This window comes from Cupriavidus sp. UYPR2.512, assembly GCF_000379565.1.
Classification (GTDB): Bacteria; Pseudomonadota; Gammaproteobacteria; order Burkholderiales; family Burkholderiaceae; genus Cupriavidus.
This window is the reverse complement of record NZ_KB902852.1, coordinates 394409-408457: the sequence shown is the minus strand read 5'-3', so window position 1 is coordinate 408457 and position 14049 is coordinate 394409. Positions and strand designations below refer to the sequence as shown.

Annotated in this window: 17 protein-coding genes; 9 read left to right on the top strand and 8 right to left on the bottom strand. The window is 66.4% G+C overall.

The window, feature by feature from the left end:
- Positions 1-14: 14 nt before the first annotated feature.
- Together boxC and A3A5_RS0101830 are read right to left on the bottom strand one after the other, a co-directional pair.
- A complete protein-coding gene (gene boxC / locus A3A5_RS0101835) occupies positions 15-1673 on the bottom strand; it encodes a 2,3-epoxybenzoyl-CoA dihydrolase (RefSeq protein ID WP_018308957.1) in 1659 nt (552 codons plus the stop codon).
- Between the two features lie 160 nt (positions 1674-1833).
- Positions 1834-2796, bottom strand: coding sequence for a helix-turn-helix transcriptional regulator (locus tag A3A5_RS0101830; protein ID WP_026200350.1), 963 nt, complete (start codon positions 2794-2796; stop codon positions 1834-1836).
- A gap of 88 nt (positions 2797-2884) precedes the next feature.
- Here A3A5_RS0101830 and A3A5_RS0101825 point away from each other — a divergent pair, with 88 nt between their 5' ends.
- The 4 genes from A3A5_RS0101825 to A3A5_RS0101810 all read left to right on the top strand — a co-directional run bounded on the left by A3A5_RS0101825 (position 2885) and on the right by A3A5_RS0101810 (position 8007).
- Entirely contained in the window at positions 2885-3349 is a 465-nt protein-coding gene (locus A3A5_RS0101825) for a DUF4863 family protein (protein ID WP_018308955.1), read from the top strand.
- Positions 3350-3357: 8 nt separating this feature from the next.
- Positions 3358-4902, top strand: coding sequence for a 3,4-dehydroadipyl-CoA semialdehyde dehydrogenase (locus A3A5_RS0101820; protein ID WP_018308954.1), 1545 nt, complete (start codon positions 3358-3360; stop codon positions 4900-4902).
- A gap of 85 nt (positions 4903-4987) precedes the next feature.
- Complete coding sequence (locus A3A5_RS0101815) at positions 4988-6592, top strand: benzoate-CoA ligase family protein (RefSeq protein WP_018308953.1); 1605 nt, start codon at positions 4988-4990, stop codon at positions 6590-6592.
- Positions 6593-6648: 56 nt separating this feature from the next.
- Positions 6649-8007 carry an MFS transporter gene (locus A3A5_RS0101810; protein WP_018308952.1) on the top strand — a complete coding sequence of 453 codons (1359 nt, stop codon included), beginning with the start codon at positions 6649-6651 and terminating at the stop codon, positions 8005-8007.
- 81 nt (positions 8008-8088) lie between these two features.
- Here the strand turns inward: A3A5_RS0101810 and ycaC are convergent, their stop codons facing one another.
- Positions 8089-8715, bottom strand: a complete 627-nt coding sequence (gene ycaC, locus A3A5_RS0101805; RefSeq protein WP_018308951.1) for an isochorismate family cysteine hydrolase YcaC — start codon at positions 8713-8715, stop codon at positions 8089-8091.
- A gap of 84 nt (positions 8716-8799) precedes the next feature.
- Positions 8800-9477 (bottom strand): isochorismatase family protein, encoded by a 678-nt coding sequence (locus A3A5_RS0101800; protein WP_018308950.1) that lies wholly within the window; start codon positions 9475-9477, stop codon positions 8800-8802.
- A gap of 151 nt (positions 9478-9628) precedes the next feature.
- On the opposite strand from A3A5_RS0101800, the gene A3A5_RS0101795 reads away from it, so the two are divergent.
- The 4 genes from A3A5_RS0101795 to A3A5_RS0101780 all read left to right on the top strand — a co-directional run bounded on the left by A3A5_RS0101795 (position 9629) and on the right by A3A5_RS0101780 (position 11847).
- Positions 9629-10537, top strand: coding sequence for a LysR family transcriptional regulator (locus tag A3A5_RS0101795; protein ID WP_018308949.1), 909 nt, complete (start codon positions 9629-9631; stop codon positions 10535-10537).
- 425 nt (positions 10538-10962) lie between these two features.
- Positions 10963-11187 carry a hypothetical protein gene (locus A3A5_RS0101790; RefSeq protein ID WP_026200349.1) on the top strand — a complete coding sequence of 75 codons (225 nt, stop codon included), beginning with the start codon at positions 10963-10965 and terminating at the stop codon, positions 11185-11187.
- A 98-nt stretch (positions 11188-11285) separates the two neighbouring features.
- Positions 11286-11507, top strand: coding sequence for a translation initiation factor IF-1 (infA, locus tag A3A5_RS0101785; protein ID WP_008646230.1), 222 nt, complete (start codon positions 11286-11288; stop codon positions 11505-11507).
- An 85-nt stretch (positions 11508-11592) separates the two neighbouring features.
- Complete coding sequence (locus A3A5_RS0101780; protein WP_018308947.1) at positions 11593-11847, top strand: hypothetical protein; 255 nt, start codon at positions 11593-11595, stop codon at positions 11845-11847.
- Positions 11848-11867: 20 nt separating this feature from the next.
- Here A3A5_RS0101780 and A3A5_RS0101775 read toward each other — a convergent pair whose 3' ends face one another.
- From A3A5_RS0101775 to A3A5_RS0101760, 4 genes are all read right to left on the bottom strand, one after another.
- Positions 11868-12242, bottom strand: coding sequence for a hypothetical protein (locus A3A5_RS0101775; protein WP_018308946.1), 375 nt, complete (start codon positions 12240-12242; stop codon positions 11868-11870).
- A gap of 91 nt (positions 12243-12333) precedes the next feature.
- Positions 12334-12660, bottom strand: a complete 327-nt coding sequence (locus A3A5_RS0101770; protein ID WP_018308945.1) for a hypothetical protein — start codon at positions 12658-12660, stop codon at positions 12334-12336.
- 141 nt (positions 12661-12801) lie between these two features.
- Positions 12802-13104 carry a hypothetical protein gene (locus tag A3A5_RS0101765; RefSeq protein ID WP_018308944.1) on the bottom strand — a complete coding sequence of 101 codons (303 nt, stop codon included), beginning with the start codon at positions 13102-13104 and terminating at the stop codon, positions 12802-12804.
- Between the two features lie 178 nt (positions 13105-13282).
- Positions 13283-13486: a cold-shock protein gene (locus A3A5_RS0101760; RefSeq protein ID WP_010812830.1), complete on the bottom strand. Its 204-nt coding sequence runs from the start codon at positions 13484-13486 to the stop codon at positions 13283-13285.
- Positions 13487-13810: 324 nt separating this feature from the next.
- Here A3A5_RS0101760 and A3A5_RS0101755 point away from each other — a divergent pair, with 324 nt between their 5' ends.
- Positions 13811-14038, top strand: coding sequence for a hypothetical protein (locus A3A5_RS0101755; RefSeq protein WP_018308943.1), 228 nt, complete (start codon positions 13811-13813; stop codon positions 14036-14038).
- The last annotated feature ends 11 nt before the right edge of the window (positions 14039-14049 follow it).

Below are 14049 nucleotides of genomic sequence, written 5' to 3'. Positions count from 1 at the left end.
CGTGTAAGGCTGGATCAGACGCGGTTCCAGTCGAAGGCGGCCTTGTCGCCCTTGCCGTAGACCTTGAGCGCACCCTTTTCACCCACGGCGTTGGGGCGCTGGAAGATCCAGTTCTGCCACGCGGTCAGGCGGCCAAAGATGCGGGTGAACATGTTTTCCTGGCCGTTGAAGCGCAGGTTGGCTTCCATGCCGGTCAGCGCATCGGGCGACATCGCCACGCGCTCTTCCAGCGCGATGCGCACTTCGTCGGTCCAGTCGATGTCGTCGGGGTTGGCGGTGACCAGGCCCAGCGCATAGGCCGCATCGGCATCGAGCGGCTGGCCGGCCCTGGCGCGCACCGCGTCCAGCGCGGGCTGTTCGTCATAGAAACGGCGGCCCAGGCGGCTCTGGCCGGTGGCCATCGGGTAGAGGCCGAAGTTGACTTCCGCCACCGTGATCTTCGGTGCGCGGTCCTCGTCGTCCGGCAGTGCCAGGTGGTAGCTGCGGTCACAGGCCAGCGCCAGTTCCAGGAAGGTGCCGGCAAAGCACGATTGCGGCTCGATCAGCGCGAACAGGCTGCGCGAAGACACGTCCAGGCGACTCAGCGTGCGGCGCAGCAGGCCGATGGTCTCGCGCACCAGCCAATGGTCCTGGTGCGCCAGCAGCGTGGCGTCGCTGGCCAGCACCGCGGCGGCATCGCCGCTGGTCTTGATCAGCCAGGTGCCGATGTCCAGTTCATTGGTGCGCATCGACAGGATCGCGTCTTCCAGTTCACGCGCCAGTTGCAGCGGGTACCAGGCAGCGCCGGCTTCCACGATTTCATCGATGTTCTGCGGCTGCGCGCCCGTCGGCGCCTTGACCGTAAAGGTGGCGGTGCGGCCGGCGCGGTCGATCTCGATCGTCACATGGGTGTAGCGCAGCGCATCGGCTTCGATGGTGCGCTCGATCGGCTCGAGCGCCACGCCGCGCGCATCGGCCGGGCGGTCGCTCTGCGCGGCCAGCGCCAGCGCGCGCTCCTGCACCTTCTGGGCGAACACGGCCGGCTTGGCGATGTCGTCGACCAGGCGCCAGTCCTTGGCGCGCTGGCCGCGCACACCTTCGGTGGTGGTGCAGAAGATGTCGGCCAGGTCATGGCGCACGTGGCGCTTGTCGGTCACGCGGGTCAGGCCGCCAGTGCCGGGCAGCACGCCCAGCAGCGGCACTTCCGGCAGGCTCACGGCCGACGAGCGGTCGTCCACCAGCAGGATCTCGTCACAGGCCAGCGCCAGCTCATAGCCGCCGCCGGCGCAGGCGCCATTGACCGCGGCCAGGAACTTCAGGCCGCTGTGCGCCGAGGAGTCCTCGATGCCGTTGCGGGTCTCGTTGGTGAACTTGCAGAAGTTGACCTTCCACGCATGGCTGCTGACGCCCAGCATGAAGATATTGGCGCCGGAGCAGAACACCTTGTCCTTGCCGCTGGTGACGACCACGGTGCGCACTTCCGGGTGCTCGAAGCGGACGCGGTTGAGCGCGTCGTTCAGTTCGATGTCGACGCCGAGGTCATAGCTGTTGAGCTTGAGCTTGTAGCCGGGGCGCAGGCCGGCGTTCTCGTCGATGTCCACCGCCAGCGTGGCGACGGGGCCGTCGAACGTCAGCTTCAGGTGTTTGTATTGGGCGGGGGTGGTCTGGTAGTCGACGCGGGGGGCGGTGGTCACGGCGGGTGTCTCCTCTGCGAAACTGCACTATCGTGCATGGACAGGAATCTGGTGATAAGAACTATAGTTCATTAAGCAGATTTTCTGCAAGCACTATTGTGCAGTTTTCTCAGGAGGCGCCGCTCACTGCCCCCGATGCCGCGTTACTGCGCCCCAGCCGTCACAACGGCATGCGCAACGCCTGGCGCACCAGTTCGCGCAGCGCGGCAAACGTGGGCTCCAGCGGTTGCGCGCTGGTGTCCAGCGAGAACTCCGCCTTGGAATAGAAGGCCGCGCGCCCGGCCAGGATATGGCGCAAGTCCTCCATGGCCTCCTTGCTGGCCGCCATCGGCCGGAAGTCGCCCTGCTCGCGCACCCGCTCCATATGGTCTTCCGGCTCCGCCCGCAGCCAGACCGTAGTGCAGTGGGCCAGCAACAGGTTGAAGGTGGCGGGGTCCGATACCAGGCCGCCGGGCGTGGCGATCACGGCTTCGGGATAGATCTGGATGGCCTCTTCCAGCGCGCGCCGCTCGTAGCGGCGGTAGGCGTTCATGCCATACAGGCCCTGGATCTCGGAGATGCTGCAGCCGGCAAACTTCTCAATCTCGCGGCTCAGCTCGACAAAGGGGAAATCCAGGTCTTCGGCCAGCATCCCGCCCAGCGTGGTCTTGCCGGCGCCGCGCAGCCCGATCAGCGCCACGCGCGGGCTGCGCGCGGCCTGGCCGGCGTTCTCGCCACCCGTGCCGAGCATCTCGCCCACGGCAATGCGCACGCGCCGCAGCGTGGCTTCGTCGCGGTGCTCCAGCAGCTCGCGCAACAGGATCCATTCAGGCGACGACGTGGTGACGTCGCCCAGCAGGCCGGCCAGCGAGCACTGCAGCGCCTCGGCAATATGCTGCAGCACCAGGATGGAAGCGTTGCCGCTGCCGTATTCCAGGTTGGCCAGGTGCCGCTCCGACACGCCGGCCGCCTGCGCGGCGGCCTTTCGGGTCAGGCCGCGGCAGGCGCGCAGCTCGCGCACACGCTCGCCCAGCGCGACCAGGAACGGGTTCTTCTCAGTGCCGTTGGCAACACTTGAATCTGAATCATGATGCAGGTCGGCTTCCGGGGTTAACCCAGATTCATGCAATATAGTGCTTGACATGATTTCGGTGCGGCTCTATTTTTCATACATGCACAATAATGCATGAAGCCAGTGATAGCAACTGGCGAATCCGACGGAGCCCCTCACCATGTCCCCCACAGAATTCCGCAGCCAGATCGCGCAGCTCACCGCGCAACTGGCAGGCCGCCCGCTGGATACCGCGCTCGATGCCTGGCTCAATGCCGAGCATGGCGCCGGCAGCACCACCTACCAGCAACTGAAGGACGCATGCCAGGCCGGCGTGGCCGAAGGCTGGCTGTGCGACCGCGAAGGCGGCGGCATCCGCTACGGCCGCATCTTCAGGCCGGCTGACGACCTGCACGGCTTTTCCGTCGACGTGGTCGACATGCAGGACATTGCCGGCCCGCATCACACCCATCCCGATGGCGAGATCGACCTGATCATGCCGCTCGAGGGCGAGGCGCAGTTCGACGGCCGCCCCGCCGGCTGGCTGGTATGCCCGCCGGGCAGCGCCCACCGCCCCACCGTCAGCAACGGCCGCGCGCTGGTGCTCTACCTGCTGCCAGAAGGCCGCATCGACTTCACGCGCTGAGATCCCCTATGACTGAATTGCTTTCCAACTACCTCGGCGGCAAGTGGCAGGCCGGCAGCGGTGCCGGCACGCCCTTGTTCGATCCGGTGCTGGGCGACGAACTGGTGCGCGTGGATGCCACCGGACTGGACCTCGCTGCCGGCTTCGCCTTTGCCCGCGAACAGGGCGGCGCTGCCCTGCGCGCGCTGACCTATCGCAAGCGCGCCGCGCTGCTGGCTGACATCGTCAAGGTGCTGCAGGCCAATCGCGATGCCTATTACGACATCGCCACGGCCAACAGCGGCACCGTCAGGAACGACTCCGCGGTCGACATCGACGGCGGCATCTTCACGCTGGGCACTTACGCAAAGCTGGGCGATACGCTCGGCGACCGGCATTACCTGCCGGATGGCGAGGCCACCCGACTGGGCAAGGACCCGTTGTTCCAGTCGCAGCATGTGCTGGTGCCCACGCGCGGTGTGGCGCTGTTCATCAATGCCTTCAACTTCCCGAGCTGGGGCCTGTGGGAGAAGGCGGCACCGGCATTGCTGGCCGGCGTGCCGGTGATCGTCAAACCCGCTACCGCCACCGCCTGGCTGACCCAGCGCATGGTGCGCGACGTGGTCGAGGCCGGGGTGCTGCCAGCCGGCGCGCTGTCGGTGGTGTGCGGCAGCCCGGCCGGGCTGCTGGACCCGTTGCAGCCCTTTGACGTGGTGTCGTTCACCGGTTCGGCCGATACGGCCGCGGTGATCCGCTCGCATCCCGCCATCGCGCAACGCTCTGTCCGCGTGAATATCGAAGCGGACAGCGTCAATTCCGCCGTCCTGCTGCCGCAGGACGGCCCCGATACCGCCGCCTTCGACCTGCTGGTGAAGGAAGCCGTGCGCGAGATGACGGTCAAGTCCGGACAGAAATGCACCGCGATCCGGCGCGTGTTCGTGCCTGAAGCGCTGTATGGCCAGGCCGCCGAGGCCATCGGCGCACGGCTGTCGAAAGTGACCGTGGGCAACCCGCGCAACGATACCGTGCGCATGGGTGCGCTGGTCAGCCGTGCGCAGTTCAACGCCGTGCAAGATGGTCTGGCTTACCTGCGCAAGCATGCACAGGTGCTGCATGACGCCACGCAGCACCTGGTGGATGCCGATCCGGCCGTGGCCTGCTGCATCGGCCCGACACTGCTGGGCGTGACCGATGCGGATGCTGCCGCCGCGGTGCACGACACCGAAGTGTTCGGCCCAGTGGCCACGCTGCTGCCCTATCGGGATACCGCCCACGCACTGGCACTCGTGCGCCGTGGCCAGGGCTCGCTGGTGGCATCGCTCTATGGCAGCGACGCGGCCGCGCTCGGCGCCGCCGCCGTCGAGCTGGCCGACAGCCATGGCCGCGTGCATGTGATCTCGCCCGACGTGGCGCAGCTGCACACCGGCCACGGCAACGTCATGCCGCAATCGCTGCACGGCGGCCCCGGCCGCGCCGGCGGCGGCGAGGAACTGGGTGGCCTGCGCGCCCTGCACTTCTATCACCGGCGCAGCGCCATCCAGGCCAGTACCGCGGTGCTCGACGCGCTCGCCTGACTGTTCAAGCCAACCCGCTTCACCGCGCCGCCACGCCCGCATGGCGGCGCGCGGCACACCGTACACCAGCAACGGGGAGACACCCATGACCGCCACGCCCGCAGAGACACCCGTCCGGCCACCCGGCACGTCCTTCAACTTTGCCGAGCACCTGCTCGGCTGCAATGCCGGACGCGCCGGCAAGGTGGCCTATATCGATGACGACGGCCAGCTCACCTATGGCGAACTGGCGCAGCAGGTGCGGCGCCTGGCCGCCGCGCTGCTCGGCGCCGGCATCCGCCGCGAAGAGCGCGTGCTGCTGCTGATGCACGACTGCACCGACTGGCCAGTCTGCTTCCTGGGCGCGATGTACGCCGGCATCGTCCCGGTGGCCGTCAACACGCTGCTGACCGCCGACGACTATCGCTACATGCTGCAGCACAGCCGCGCGCAGGCGGTGCTGGTGTCGGCCGCGCTGCTGCCCGTGCTGCAGGAGGCGCTGGCGCGTCCCGGGCATGAAGTCGGGCGGGTCCTGGTATCGCGTGCGCATGAGCCGCTGCCCGATGGCATGGCGGCGCTGGATGCGGTGCTTGCCGCGCAGGCGCCGCTGCAAGCGCCTGCCGCCACCAGCTGCGACGATCCCGGCTTCTGGCTTTACTCGTCCGGCTCGACCGGCCAGCCCAAGGGCGTGGTGCACAGCCACGGCAACCCGTACTGGACCGCGGCGCTCTACGCCGGCCCGGTGCTCGGCCTGCAGGAGCGGGATGTCTGCTTCTCGGCGGCCAAGCTGTATTTCGCCTACGGGCTGGGCAACGGCCTCAGCTTCCCGCTCAGCGTCGGCGCCACGGTGGTGCTGATGGCCGAGCGGCCCACGCCCGAGGCCACCTTCCGCCGCTGGCTGCAACACAAGCCAACAGTGTTCTTCGGCGCGCCGACAGGCTACGCCGGCATGCTCGCCTCGCCGGCGCTGCCGCAGCGCGCCGAGGTCGCACTGCGGCTGTGCTCGTCCGCCGGCGAGGCGCTGCCCGCCGATATCGGCCAGCGCTTCACCGCGCATTTCGGCTGCGAGATCATCGACGGCATCGGCTCCACCGAGATGCTGCATATCTTCCTGTCCAATCGTCCCGGCCAGGTGCGGTACGGCACCACCGGCTGGCCGGTGCCGGGCTACGCCATCGAGTTGCGCGACGAAGACGGCCGCCCGGTGCCCGACGGCGAGATCGGCGACCTCTATATCCAGGGACCCAGCGCCGCGATGATGTACTGGGCCAACCGCGAGAAGTCGCGCGAGACCTTCCGCGGCGGCTGGACCAAGAGCGGCGACAAATACGTGCGCAACGCGGATGGCACCTACAGCTACGCCGGGCGCAGCGACGACATGCTCAAGGTCAGCGGCATCTACGTATCGCCGTTCGAGGTCGAGGCCACGCTGGTGCAGCACCCTGCGGTGCTGGAGGCCGCGGTGATCGGCGTACCTGACCATGAAGGACTGATCAAGACCAAGGCCTTCGTGGTGCTGAAGGCCGGGGCGCAGCTGGGCGACGGCGAACTGAAGGCCTTCGTCAAGGAGCGGCTGGCGGCCTACAAGTACCCGCGCGCGATCGAGTTCGTCGATGCGCTGCCCAAGACCGCCACCGGCAAGATCCAGCGCTTCATGCTGCGCGAACGCGAACTGAAGGCCGCCGCAGAGCGCGCCGTCGCGGTGGCATGAGCGGCAACGCCGCCTCATCGCAACCTACCGCCATCCCACCATACCGGAGACAAACCATGCGTCAGATCGATGTCCACAAGCTGGCCGACGAGGCCCGCTTCAACCGCTTCCATGCGCTCATCCTGTTCTGGTGCGCACTGATCATCATCTTCGACGGCTACGACCTGGCCGTGGCCGGCATCGCCCTGCCGTCGATCATGAAAGAGATGGGCGTGACCGCAACCAGCGCCGGCTTCATGGTCAGCTCGGCGCTGTTCGGCATGATGTTCGGCGCGATCTTCCTCGGCACCGTGGCCGACCGCATCGGCCGCAGGCGCGCCATCGCCATCTGCATCCTGCTGTTCAGTGTCTTCACCGCGGCGGCGGGCTTTACCAGCGACCCGGTGACGTTCAGCGTCACGCGCTTCCTGGCGGGCCTGGGCATTGGCGGCGTGATGCCCAACGTGGTGGCGCAGATGACCGAGTACGCGCCGCGCAAGCTGCGCGGCACGCTGGTGACGCTGATGTTCAGCGGCTACTCGGTGGGCGGCATGCTGGCGGCGCTGCTGGGCAAGGGGCTGATCGAGAGCTACGGCTGGCAGTCGGTGTTCCTTGCCGCCGGCGTGCCGGCGGTGCTGATCCCGCTGGTGCTGCGCTCGCTGCCGGAGTCGATGCCCTACCTGGTCCGCACCGGCCAGACCGCGGCGCTGCAGGCGGTGGTATCGCGCCTGGTGCCCTCGCATCGCCCGCAAGCCGGCGACTCGCTCACCCTGCCCGCCGATGACAAGGCCGGCAGCGCGCCGATCCGGCGCCTGTTCCAGGATGGCCGCGGCTTCAGCACGGTGATGTTCTGGGTGGCGTTCTTCATGTGCCTGTTCATGGTGTATGCGCTCAGCTCGTGGCTGGCCAAGCTGATGGCGGGCGCGGGCTACAGCCTGGGCTCGGCGCTGACCTTCGTGCTGGTGCTGAACTTCGGCGCGATGCTCGGCGCCATCGGCGGCGGCTGGCTCGCCGACCGGCTGCCGATCAAGCACGTGCTGATCGGCATGTACACGCTGGCGGCCGTGTCGATCACGCTGCTGGGCTACCCGATGCCCAGCGCAGCGCTGTTCGTCGTGGTGGGCCTGGCAGGTGCTTCCACCATCGGCACGCAGATCGTCACCTATGCCTATGCGGGCCAGTTCTATCCGATGGCGGTGCGCGGCACCGGCATCGGCTGGGCTTCGGGCGTGGGACGCAGCGGCGCCATCCTGGCACCGATCGTGATCGGCGTGCTGGTGGGCATGTCGTTGCCGTTGCAGCAGAACTTCATGGCGATGGCAATCCCGGCGGTGATTGCGGTGGGGGCGGTGTCGATGATCAACCACCGGAGGTCGGCATCGGCGCAGGCGGAGGTCGCTGCGGCGCCCGTAGGAAGGGTTGTGAAAGAAGCCTGAGGGATTCTGCTTGCCACTTGCTGGCTCCCTCTCCCGCAAGCGGGAGAGGGAGCCAACCGACAGGTTGCTAAAGGACGTTGCTTACTTGCTGCTCTTCACCGTCGTATAAGCCGTAATCAAATTCCGATAGTCCGGAATATGGTTCGAGAACAGCGTGCCCAGACCCTCGATGTCGTTGCGCCAGTCGCGATGCAGTTCGCAAGCCACGCCGAACCACGTCATCAGTTGCGCGCCAGCGTCAGACATCCGTTGCCAGGCCGAATCGCGCGTGATTTGGTTGAAGGTGCCCGAGGCATCGGTCACGACAAAGACTTCGAAACCCTCTTCGATCGCCGACAACGCCGGGAAAGCCACGCACACCTCGGTGACCACGCCGGCGATCAGCAGCTGCTTCTTGCCGGTGGCACGCACCGCGGCCACGAAATCCTCGTTGTCCCAGGCGTTGATCTGGCCCGGGCGCGGAATGAACGGCGCGTCGGGGAACATGGCCTTGAGCTCAGGCACCATCGGTCCGTTGGGGCCATCCTCGAAGCTGGTGGTCAGGACCGTTGGCAGCTTGAAGTACTTGGCCAGGTCGGCCAGTGCCAGCACGTTGTTCTTGAACTTGTCGGGCTCGATATCCCGCACCAGCGACAGCAGGCCGGCCTGGTGATCGACCATCAGGACGGCGGCCTGGCTCTTGTCCAGGCGCTTGTAGGGCTTGCTCATGACGTTCTCCTGTGAACAGAAGGCGCGGACCCGCGGCCTTCGCGGTTCCGCAGCCGGGGTGTACAGGCCGTTGCCGGCCTGGCGTCAGCGGGTGGAGTCCAGGACCTCGTGGTTCTTCTCGACGTCCTGGGCCTTGAGATAGCTTTCGATCAGCAGGCGGTACGCCGGGAAGATCTGCGTGTAGACCTCGGCCCATTGCTGCGCGTCGGGGCGGTTCCAGCTCTGCTGCAGCTCAGAGGCCACGGCGGCGGTATCCATCGGCACCACGCCGGCCTGGACAATGCGCGCCAGGGTGATCTCCTGCGCCATCTTGGAATAGGTGCCCGAGGCATCCACCACCGCGAACACCTTGTAGCCGTCCGCCACCGCGCTGATCGACGGGAATGCCATGCACACGCTGGTGATGGTGCCGGCGATGATCAGGGTCTTCTTGCCGGTCTCACGCACCGCGGCGACGAAGTCGGGGTTGTCCCAGGCGTTGATCTCGCCCTTGCGCGCGACGTATTTGGCATGGGGGGCGTTTTCGTGGATTTCAGGGATCAGCGGGCCGTTCGGGCCTTGCGGCACGGAGGCCGTGGTGATCACCGGCAGCTTGCACAGCGTCGCCATCTTGGCCAGCGCGGCCGCACGGGCGCGCAGCTCAGGCATCGGCATGTCGCCAACGGTCTGGAACAGGCCACTCTGGTGGTCGATCAGCAGCATGGCCGTATCGGCGGGATCCAGTACCGGACGTTTGCCGTTGAAATTCGCGGGTGTGGTCATTTGGCTTTCTCCTATGCAGTTGGCGAAACCGGCGACTCGGGGCAATGCCAAGCCGACCGTGTGGCCGAAGCATAGGACTTGGCGGATCACGCCGGTAGGATGGAAAATCTGCCCTCAGCGTCCTACTGGCAGGACGACAGGAGCCGCCCGCTTGCATCCCGACCTTAATGACCTGTATTACTTCGCGCAGGTAGTCGACCATCAGGGCTTTGCGCCCGCCGGGCGTGTGCTCGGCATACCCAAGTCCAAGCTGAGCCGGCGCGTGGCCATGCTGGAAGAACGCCTGGGCGTGCGCCTGATCCAGCGCTCGACGCGGCGCTTCTCCGTGACAGAACTGGGGCAGACGTACTACGCCCACTGTAAGGCCATGCTGGTGGAGGCCGAAGCGGCCGAGAGCGCGATCGAGCAAACCCGCGCCGAACCCAGCGGCCTGGTGCGCATGAGCTGCCCGGTGGCGCTGCTGCACGCGCGCGTGGGCGACATGATTGCGGATTTCATGGCGGCGAACCCCAAGGTCATCGTGCACCTGGAAGCCACCAACCGGCGTGTGGACGTGGTGGCGGAGGGGATCGACCTGGCCATCCGCGTGCGCGTGCCGCCACTGGAAGACAGCGACCTGGTGATGCGCGTGCTGGCCGAGCGCGCCTGGTGCTTCGTGGCCAGCCCGGCGCTGCTGGCAGGCCATGGGCCGCTGCTGTCGCCCGCGGACCTCAACGCGCTGCCAACGCTGGACCTGGGGCCGCCGCGGCCCTCGCACACCTGGTCGCTGTACGGCCCCGATGGCGCCACTGCTGACCTGCACCACAAGCCCCGGATGGTCACCGACGATATGATCATGCTGCGCACCGCGGCCGTGGCCGGTGCCGGCATCGTGCAGCTGCCGATCATGATGATGACCGACGAGCTACGCGATGGCCGGCTGGTGAAAGTCCTGCCGGACTGGTCGGTCAGGGGCGGCGTGATCCACGCCGTGTTCCCGTCACGGCGCGGTCTGCTGCCTTCGGTGCGTGAACTGATCGACTTCCTGTCGCTGCGCTTCGCGCAGATCAGCGAACGCTGAGCACCGCAAGGCGGCCGCACCAGGGGCACTGCCCGTCACGCAGGCAAGTTTGGCCCGGAAGTGGTATCATTCGATATTCTATGCACGGATCGGCAACGCCCGACGTCCGTGCGCCAGCCGCAAGACAATCTCACAAAAGCATTCAGCGGCGGCATATCGGGCGTACACCCGATGCGTCTTTGGGCCGAACGGCCCACCACCCTTATCCGACCGGCGGCATGTCCGCTCCGCAACGATCGCCCCTGTACCCGGCGCATCGGCTTGCGCAGGCATGGTCCACTTCACGCCAGATTCAACGCCCGTGCTGCCGCGCGGGCCCGACGCTGGCACACAGCAACGGCGAACGGCCGCCACCGCGCGACGCTCAGCATCGGCAACCCGATGCACCGCGCCACCTGCGGCCGCGCCCATGAACAGGCATCACATTGAATCGAATCAACCCTACCCCTTACACCGTTTCCGTCTATCCCATCCAGCAGGAACCCGGCCTCTGGTTCGCGACCTACATGATTGCGGAATACCGCAATGGCGCCGAACGCATCGTCGCCAACGTGGCAATGCGCCACGACACGCACCGCTCTGAAGCCCGCGCCAGGCAGTCCGCCCGCCGTGCCGGCGAACGCGCCGCGGCGCGCCTGCGCCAGCCGTAAGCCAGGCATCGCAAACCCCATCCCATCGGCCAGTTGGTGTCCAGTTGGCCGTCACAACAGCTCGCGCACAAGCGGCGCGGCTACAGCAAGGAGCCTCCTTGGCAAAAGAAGAACTGGTCGAATTTGGCGGCAAGGTTTCGGAAGTCCTGCCCGACAACCGTTTCCGCGTGATCCTGGAAAACGGCTTCGAAGTCTGGGCGTATTCGTCCGGGCGGCTGAAGAAGAACCGCATCCGCGTGCTGGCGGGCGACCGCGTCACGCTGGAGATGTCGCCCTACGACCTCACCAAGGGACGCATCAACTACCGGCACAAGTCGTAGGCCAGCGTCCCCTCGTCATGGCATGCGCCGCGCCGGCGCGTGCCGTCCCGCTAACGATTCATCCCTCAATCAAGGAGAACCGATCATGTCCGTCATCGAAGAATGGGAAGCCGTGCACCTGACGCCCGAAGGCTGGCAGGCAGGCAGTTACCGGCATGCACCGTGGCAGGCGGTTGAAGTCGCACCGCCCGCGTCCGGCGTGCTGACCGTCAGGCGCCATGTGACGGCGACCTATTGCGGGCCGTCGCGCGCGGTGGAAGACCGTACTCCGGAGATCGCCGACATGGCGCTGATCGAGGCGCTGCTGGAGCGCCACGGCAACCCGGTATTCCAGATCTGACCTGACGATTGCGTGCGGCCTCAGCCAAGCACGCGCACATGCGGCCGGGCCGTCCTGAGCCCCGCGCCGACCGGCCTCAGCTCGCCGTCCCATGGCGAGGCGGCGAGGTCCAGCACCGCATCGCCCTCGCGCGCCTTGTCGTGCAGCTGGTCGCGCACCACCTGGCCGATGGCCAGGCGGCACAGCGCCTCGCCGCTGGCGGCAAGCTGACCCTGCAGGGCCCCTGGCTCGGCCAGCACGCCGAACGACCGCCGCCCCACACCCACGAAGCTGGTGAACAGCACCCCGGTGGGACGCTCCGCATCGATAAAGCAGACTGCGACGTGATAGGTGATGCCTTTGCCCTCACCGGGCAACGTGCACAGAAAACCAGATGATCCCGAACGCATGTCCATGAACGGACTCCTTGCAGTCTGACGGATAGCGCCGCGCCTGTCTCCCCGCTCCGCAACTGGCCTGTGACCAGGCCGCTGCGGAACCGGATTCCTAGATCGACGTCACGGATTCGCCGGCGACCAGGCCATTGATGATGTCTTCGCCGAACTGCAGCGCACCGCGGCGCGCCGAGCCGATGTTCTCCCAGCGCGACTCGCTCATTGGGAATACGCGCGCATGGTCGCTGCCAGGGCGATAGCCCTCGCGGCAAATCACGATCGACGCGAGGAAGCTGTTGTCGGGCTTGATGCGCGGCCAGGCCTGCTCAGGCCGATGGCGATAAACCAGGGGATACAGATCGAAACCCTTGTAGCTGGCAAAGGGCGTACTGCCGGGAACTGTGTTGCCGGGACTGCGGCTGGGACTGCTGTCGCTCACGACATCTCCATGCGGCATCGTGCCGCGCTGATGGGAAGGATTGCTGAACTCATGTGGATCACGCGCACGGCATGGGCCATGGCCCCGCGCGGGCGGCAGCGGCGCAGAATGCACGGCGGCGCCAGGGCCCGTCGCGGACCTTCAGGACGCCATCGGCGCGCCGGCCGTTGTTACCGACACCCCCGGCACCGCGCCATTGATGATGGCCTCGGCATAGCGCAACGCACCGCGTCGCGCGCCACCGACGTTATCCCACGGTGCGGCTTCCAGGCGGAAGGTGCGCGCCTGCATCCCTTCAGGCGACTCGCCTTCCAGGCAGATCACCACGGCGGCATCGAAGGAACGGTCGGGCCGCGGCTCGGGCCACACGCGCTCGGCGGCGTGCTTGTATACGAGGGGATAGAGATCGTATCCCTTGTAAGTTGCAGCCGGATAGATATCCATGGCAGCCTCCGCCGTTTGGTGATCCTGCCCCCACTCTACGCTTGTTGCCGCGCCAGCAGTGGCTTTATTTCACCGTTGCGGGGAATTGCGGCAACGGAAATAAAAAAGCTCCGCGTTGGCGGAGCTTTTTTCATTGGACTGGCGCCTTGGCGCTCAGCTCAACTCAGGTCTGTGCGATTCAGATCGGCTCGATCTTGGTCGCGGCCGGGCCCTTTTGGCCGACGCCAGCGACGTAACGCACCTTCTGGCCTTCTTGCAGCGACTTGAAGCCGTTGCCCTGGATTTCGGAGAAGTGCGCGAACAGGTCGTTGCCGCCTGCATCAGGCGTAATGAAGCCAAAACCCTTCGAATCGTTGAACCACTTGACGGTACCGGTTTCCATGTTGGATTCCTCAATAATTTTTTTCTCACCGGCAAAAGCGCCGGCAAGGCATGACGATCAAGGAAGACACAAGGAGAAAAAGTGGCGCCGTATGGGCAAGCACCTGGACTTCTAGGTTGCTGCTTGAAAGATCCTGCACTCATCCTTATACAGGCCCCACTCCGGCATGTCAATGAACTTCACCGGATCGGCCACAAATCACATGGAAAGTGCGGGTTGAGCGTCGCGCCCGGAGAAAACCCGTATGCGCCGCATGCACCTGTCCACTTCGGGCCTCGAAGGCGCCGGCATGCTACAGTGGCCGATCGAACGGAACAGACACGGATGACACTCTGCACTGCCTGCCAGGCCATTGAACGCCACGTGCGCGGCGCCCCCGGGCACGCGGCACTGCGCATCACCGATACCCGACGCATCAAGCCCGCCGGTTCCGCTGCCATCACCATCAGCAGCTTCGTCTGCCAGGACTGCGGTGCGCTCTGGACGTACCGGGACCAGAAGAGCGGCCCCGAACAGGGGTGGGACATCCATATGGAAGCGCAGCAGCCATAACGCGTTCTGCG

Bases quoted from the DNA above. Each gene is read 5' to 3' on its own strand.
- A3A5_RS0101830 (WP_026200350.1), bottom strand. From the start codon at position 2,796: ATGTCAAGCACTATATTGCATGAATCTGGGTTAACCCCGGAAGCCGAC.
- A3A5_RS0101825 (WP_018308955.1), top strand. From the start codon at position 2,885: ATGTCCCCCACAGAATTCCGCAGCCAGATCGCGCAGCTCACCGCGCAA.
- A3A5_RS0101820 (WP_018308954.1), top strand. From the start codon at position 3,358: ATGACTGAATTGCTTTCCAACTACCTCGGCGGCAAGTGGCAGGCCGGC.
- A3A5_RS0101815 (WP_018308953.1), top strand. From the start codon at position 4,988: ATGACCGCCACGCCCGCAGAGACACCCGTCCGGCCACCCGGCACGTCC.
- A3A5_RS0101810 (WP_018308952.1), top strand. From the start codon at position 6,649: ATGCGTCAGATCGATGTCCACAAGCTGGCCGACGAGGCCCGCTTCAAC.
- ycaC (WP_018308951.1), bottom strand. From the start codon at position 8,715: ATGAGCAAGCCCTACAAGCGCCTGGACAAGAGCCAGGCCGCCGTCCTG.
- A3A5_RS0101800 (WP_018308950.1), bottom strand. From the start codon at position 9,477: ATGACCACACCCGCGAATTTCAACGGCAAACGTCCGGTACTGGATCCC.
- A3A5_RS0101780 (WP_018308947.1), top strand. From the start codon at position 11,593: ATGTCCGTCATCGAAGAATGGGAAGCCGTGCACCTGACGCCCGAAGGC.
- A3A5_RS0101775 (WP_018308946.1), bottom strand. From the start codon at position 12,242: ATGGACATGCGTTCGGGATCATCTGGTTTTCTGTGCACGTTGCCCGGT.
- A3A5_RS0101765 (WP_018308944.1), bottom strand. From the start codon at position 13,104: ATGGATATCTATCCGGCTGCAACTTACAAGGGATACGATCTCTATCCC.
- A3A5_RS0101760 (WP_010812830.1), bottom strand. From the start codon at position 13,486: ATGGAAACCGGTACCGTCAAGTGGTTCAACGATTCGAAGGGTTTTGGC.
- A3A5_RS0101755 (WP_018308943.1), top strand. From the start codon at position 13,811: ATGACACTCTGCACTGCCTGCCAGGCCATTGAACGCCACGTGCGCGGC.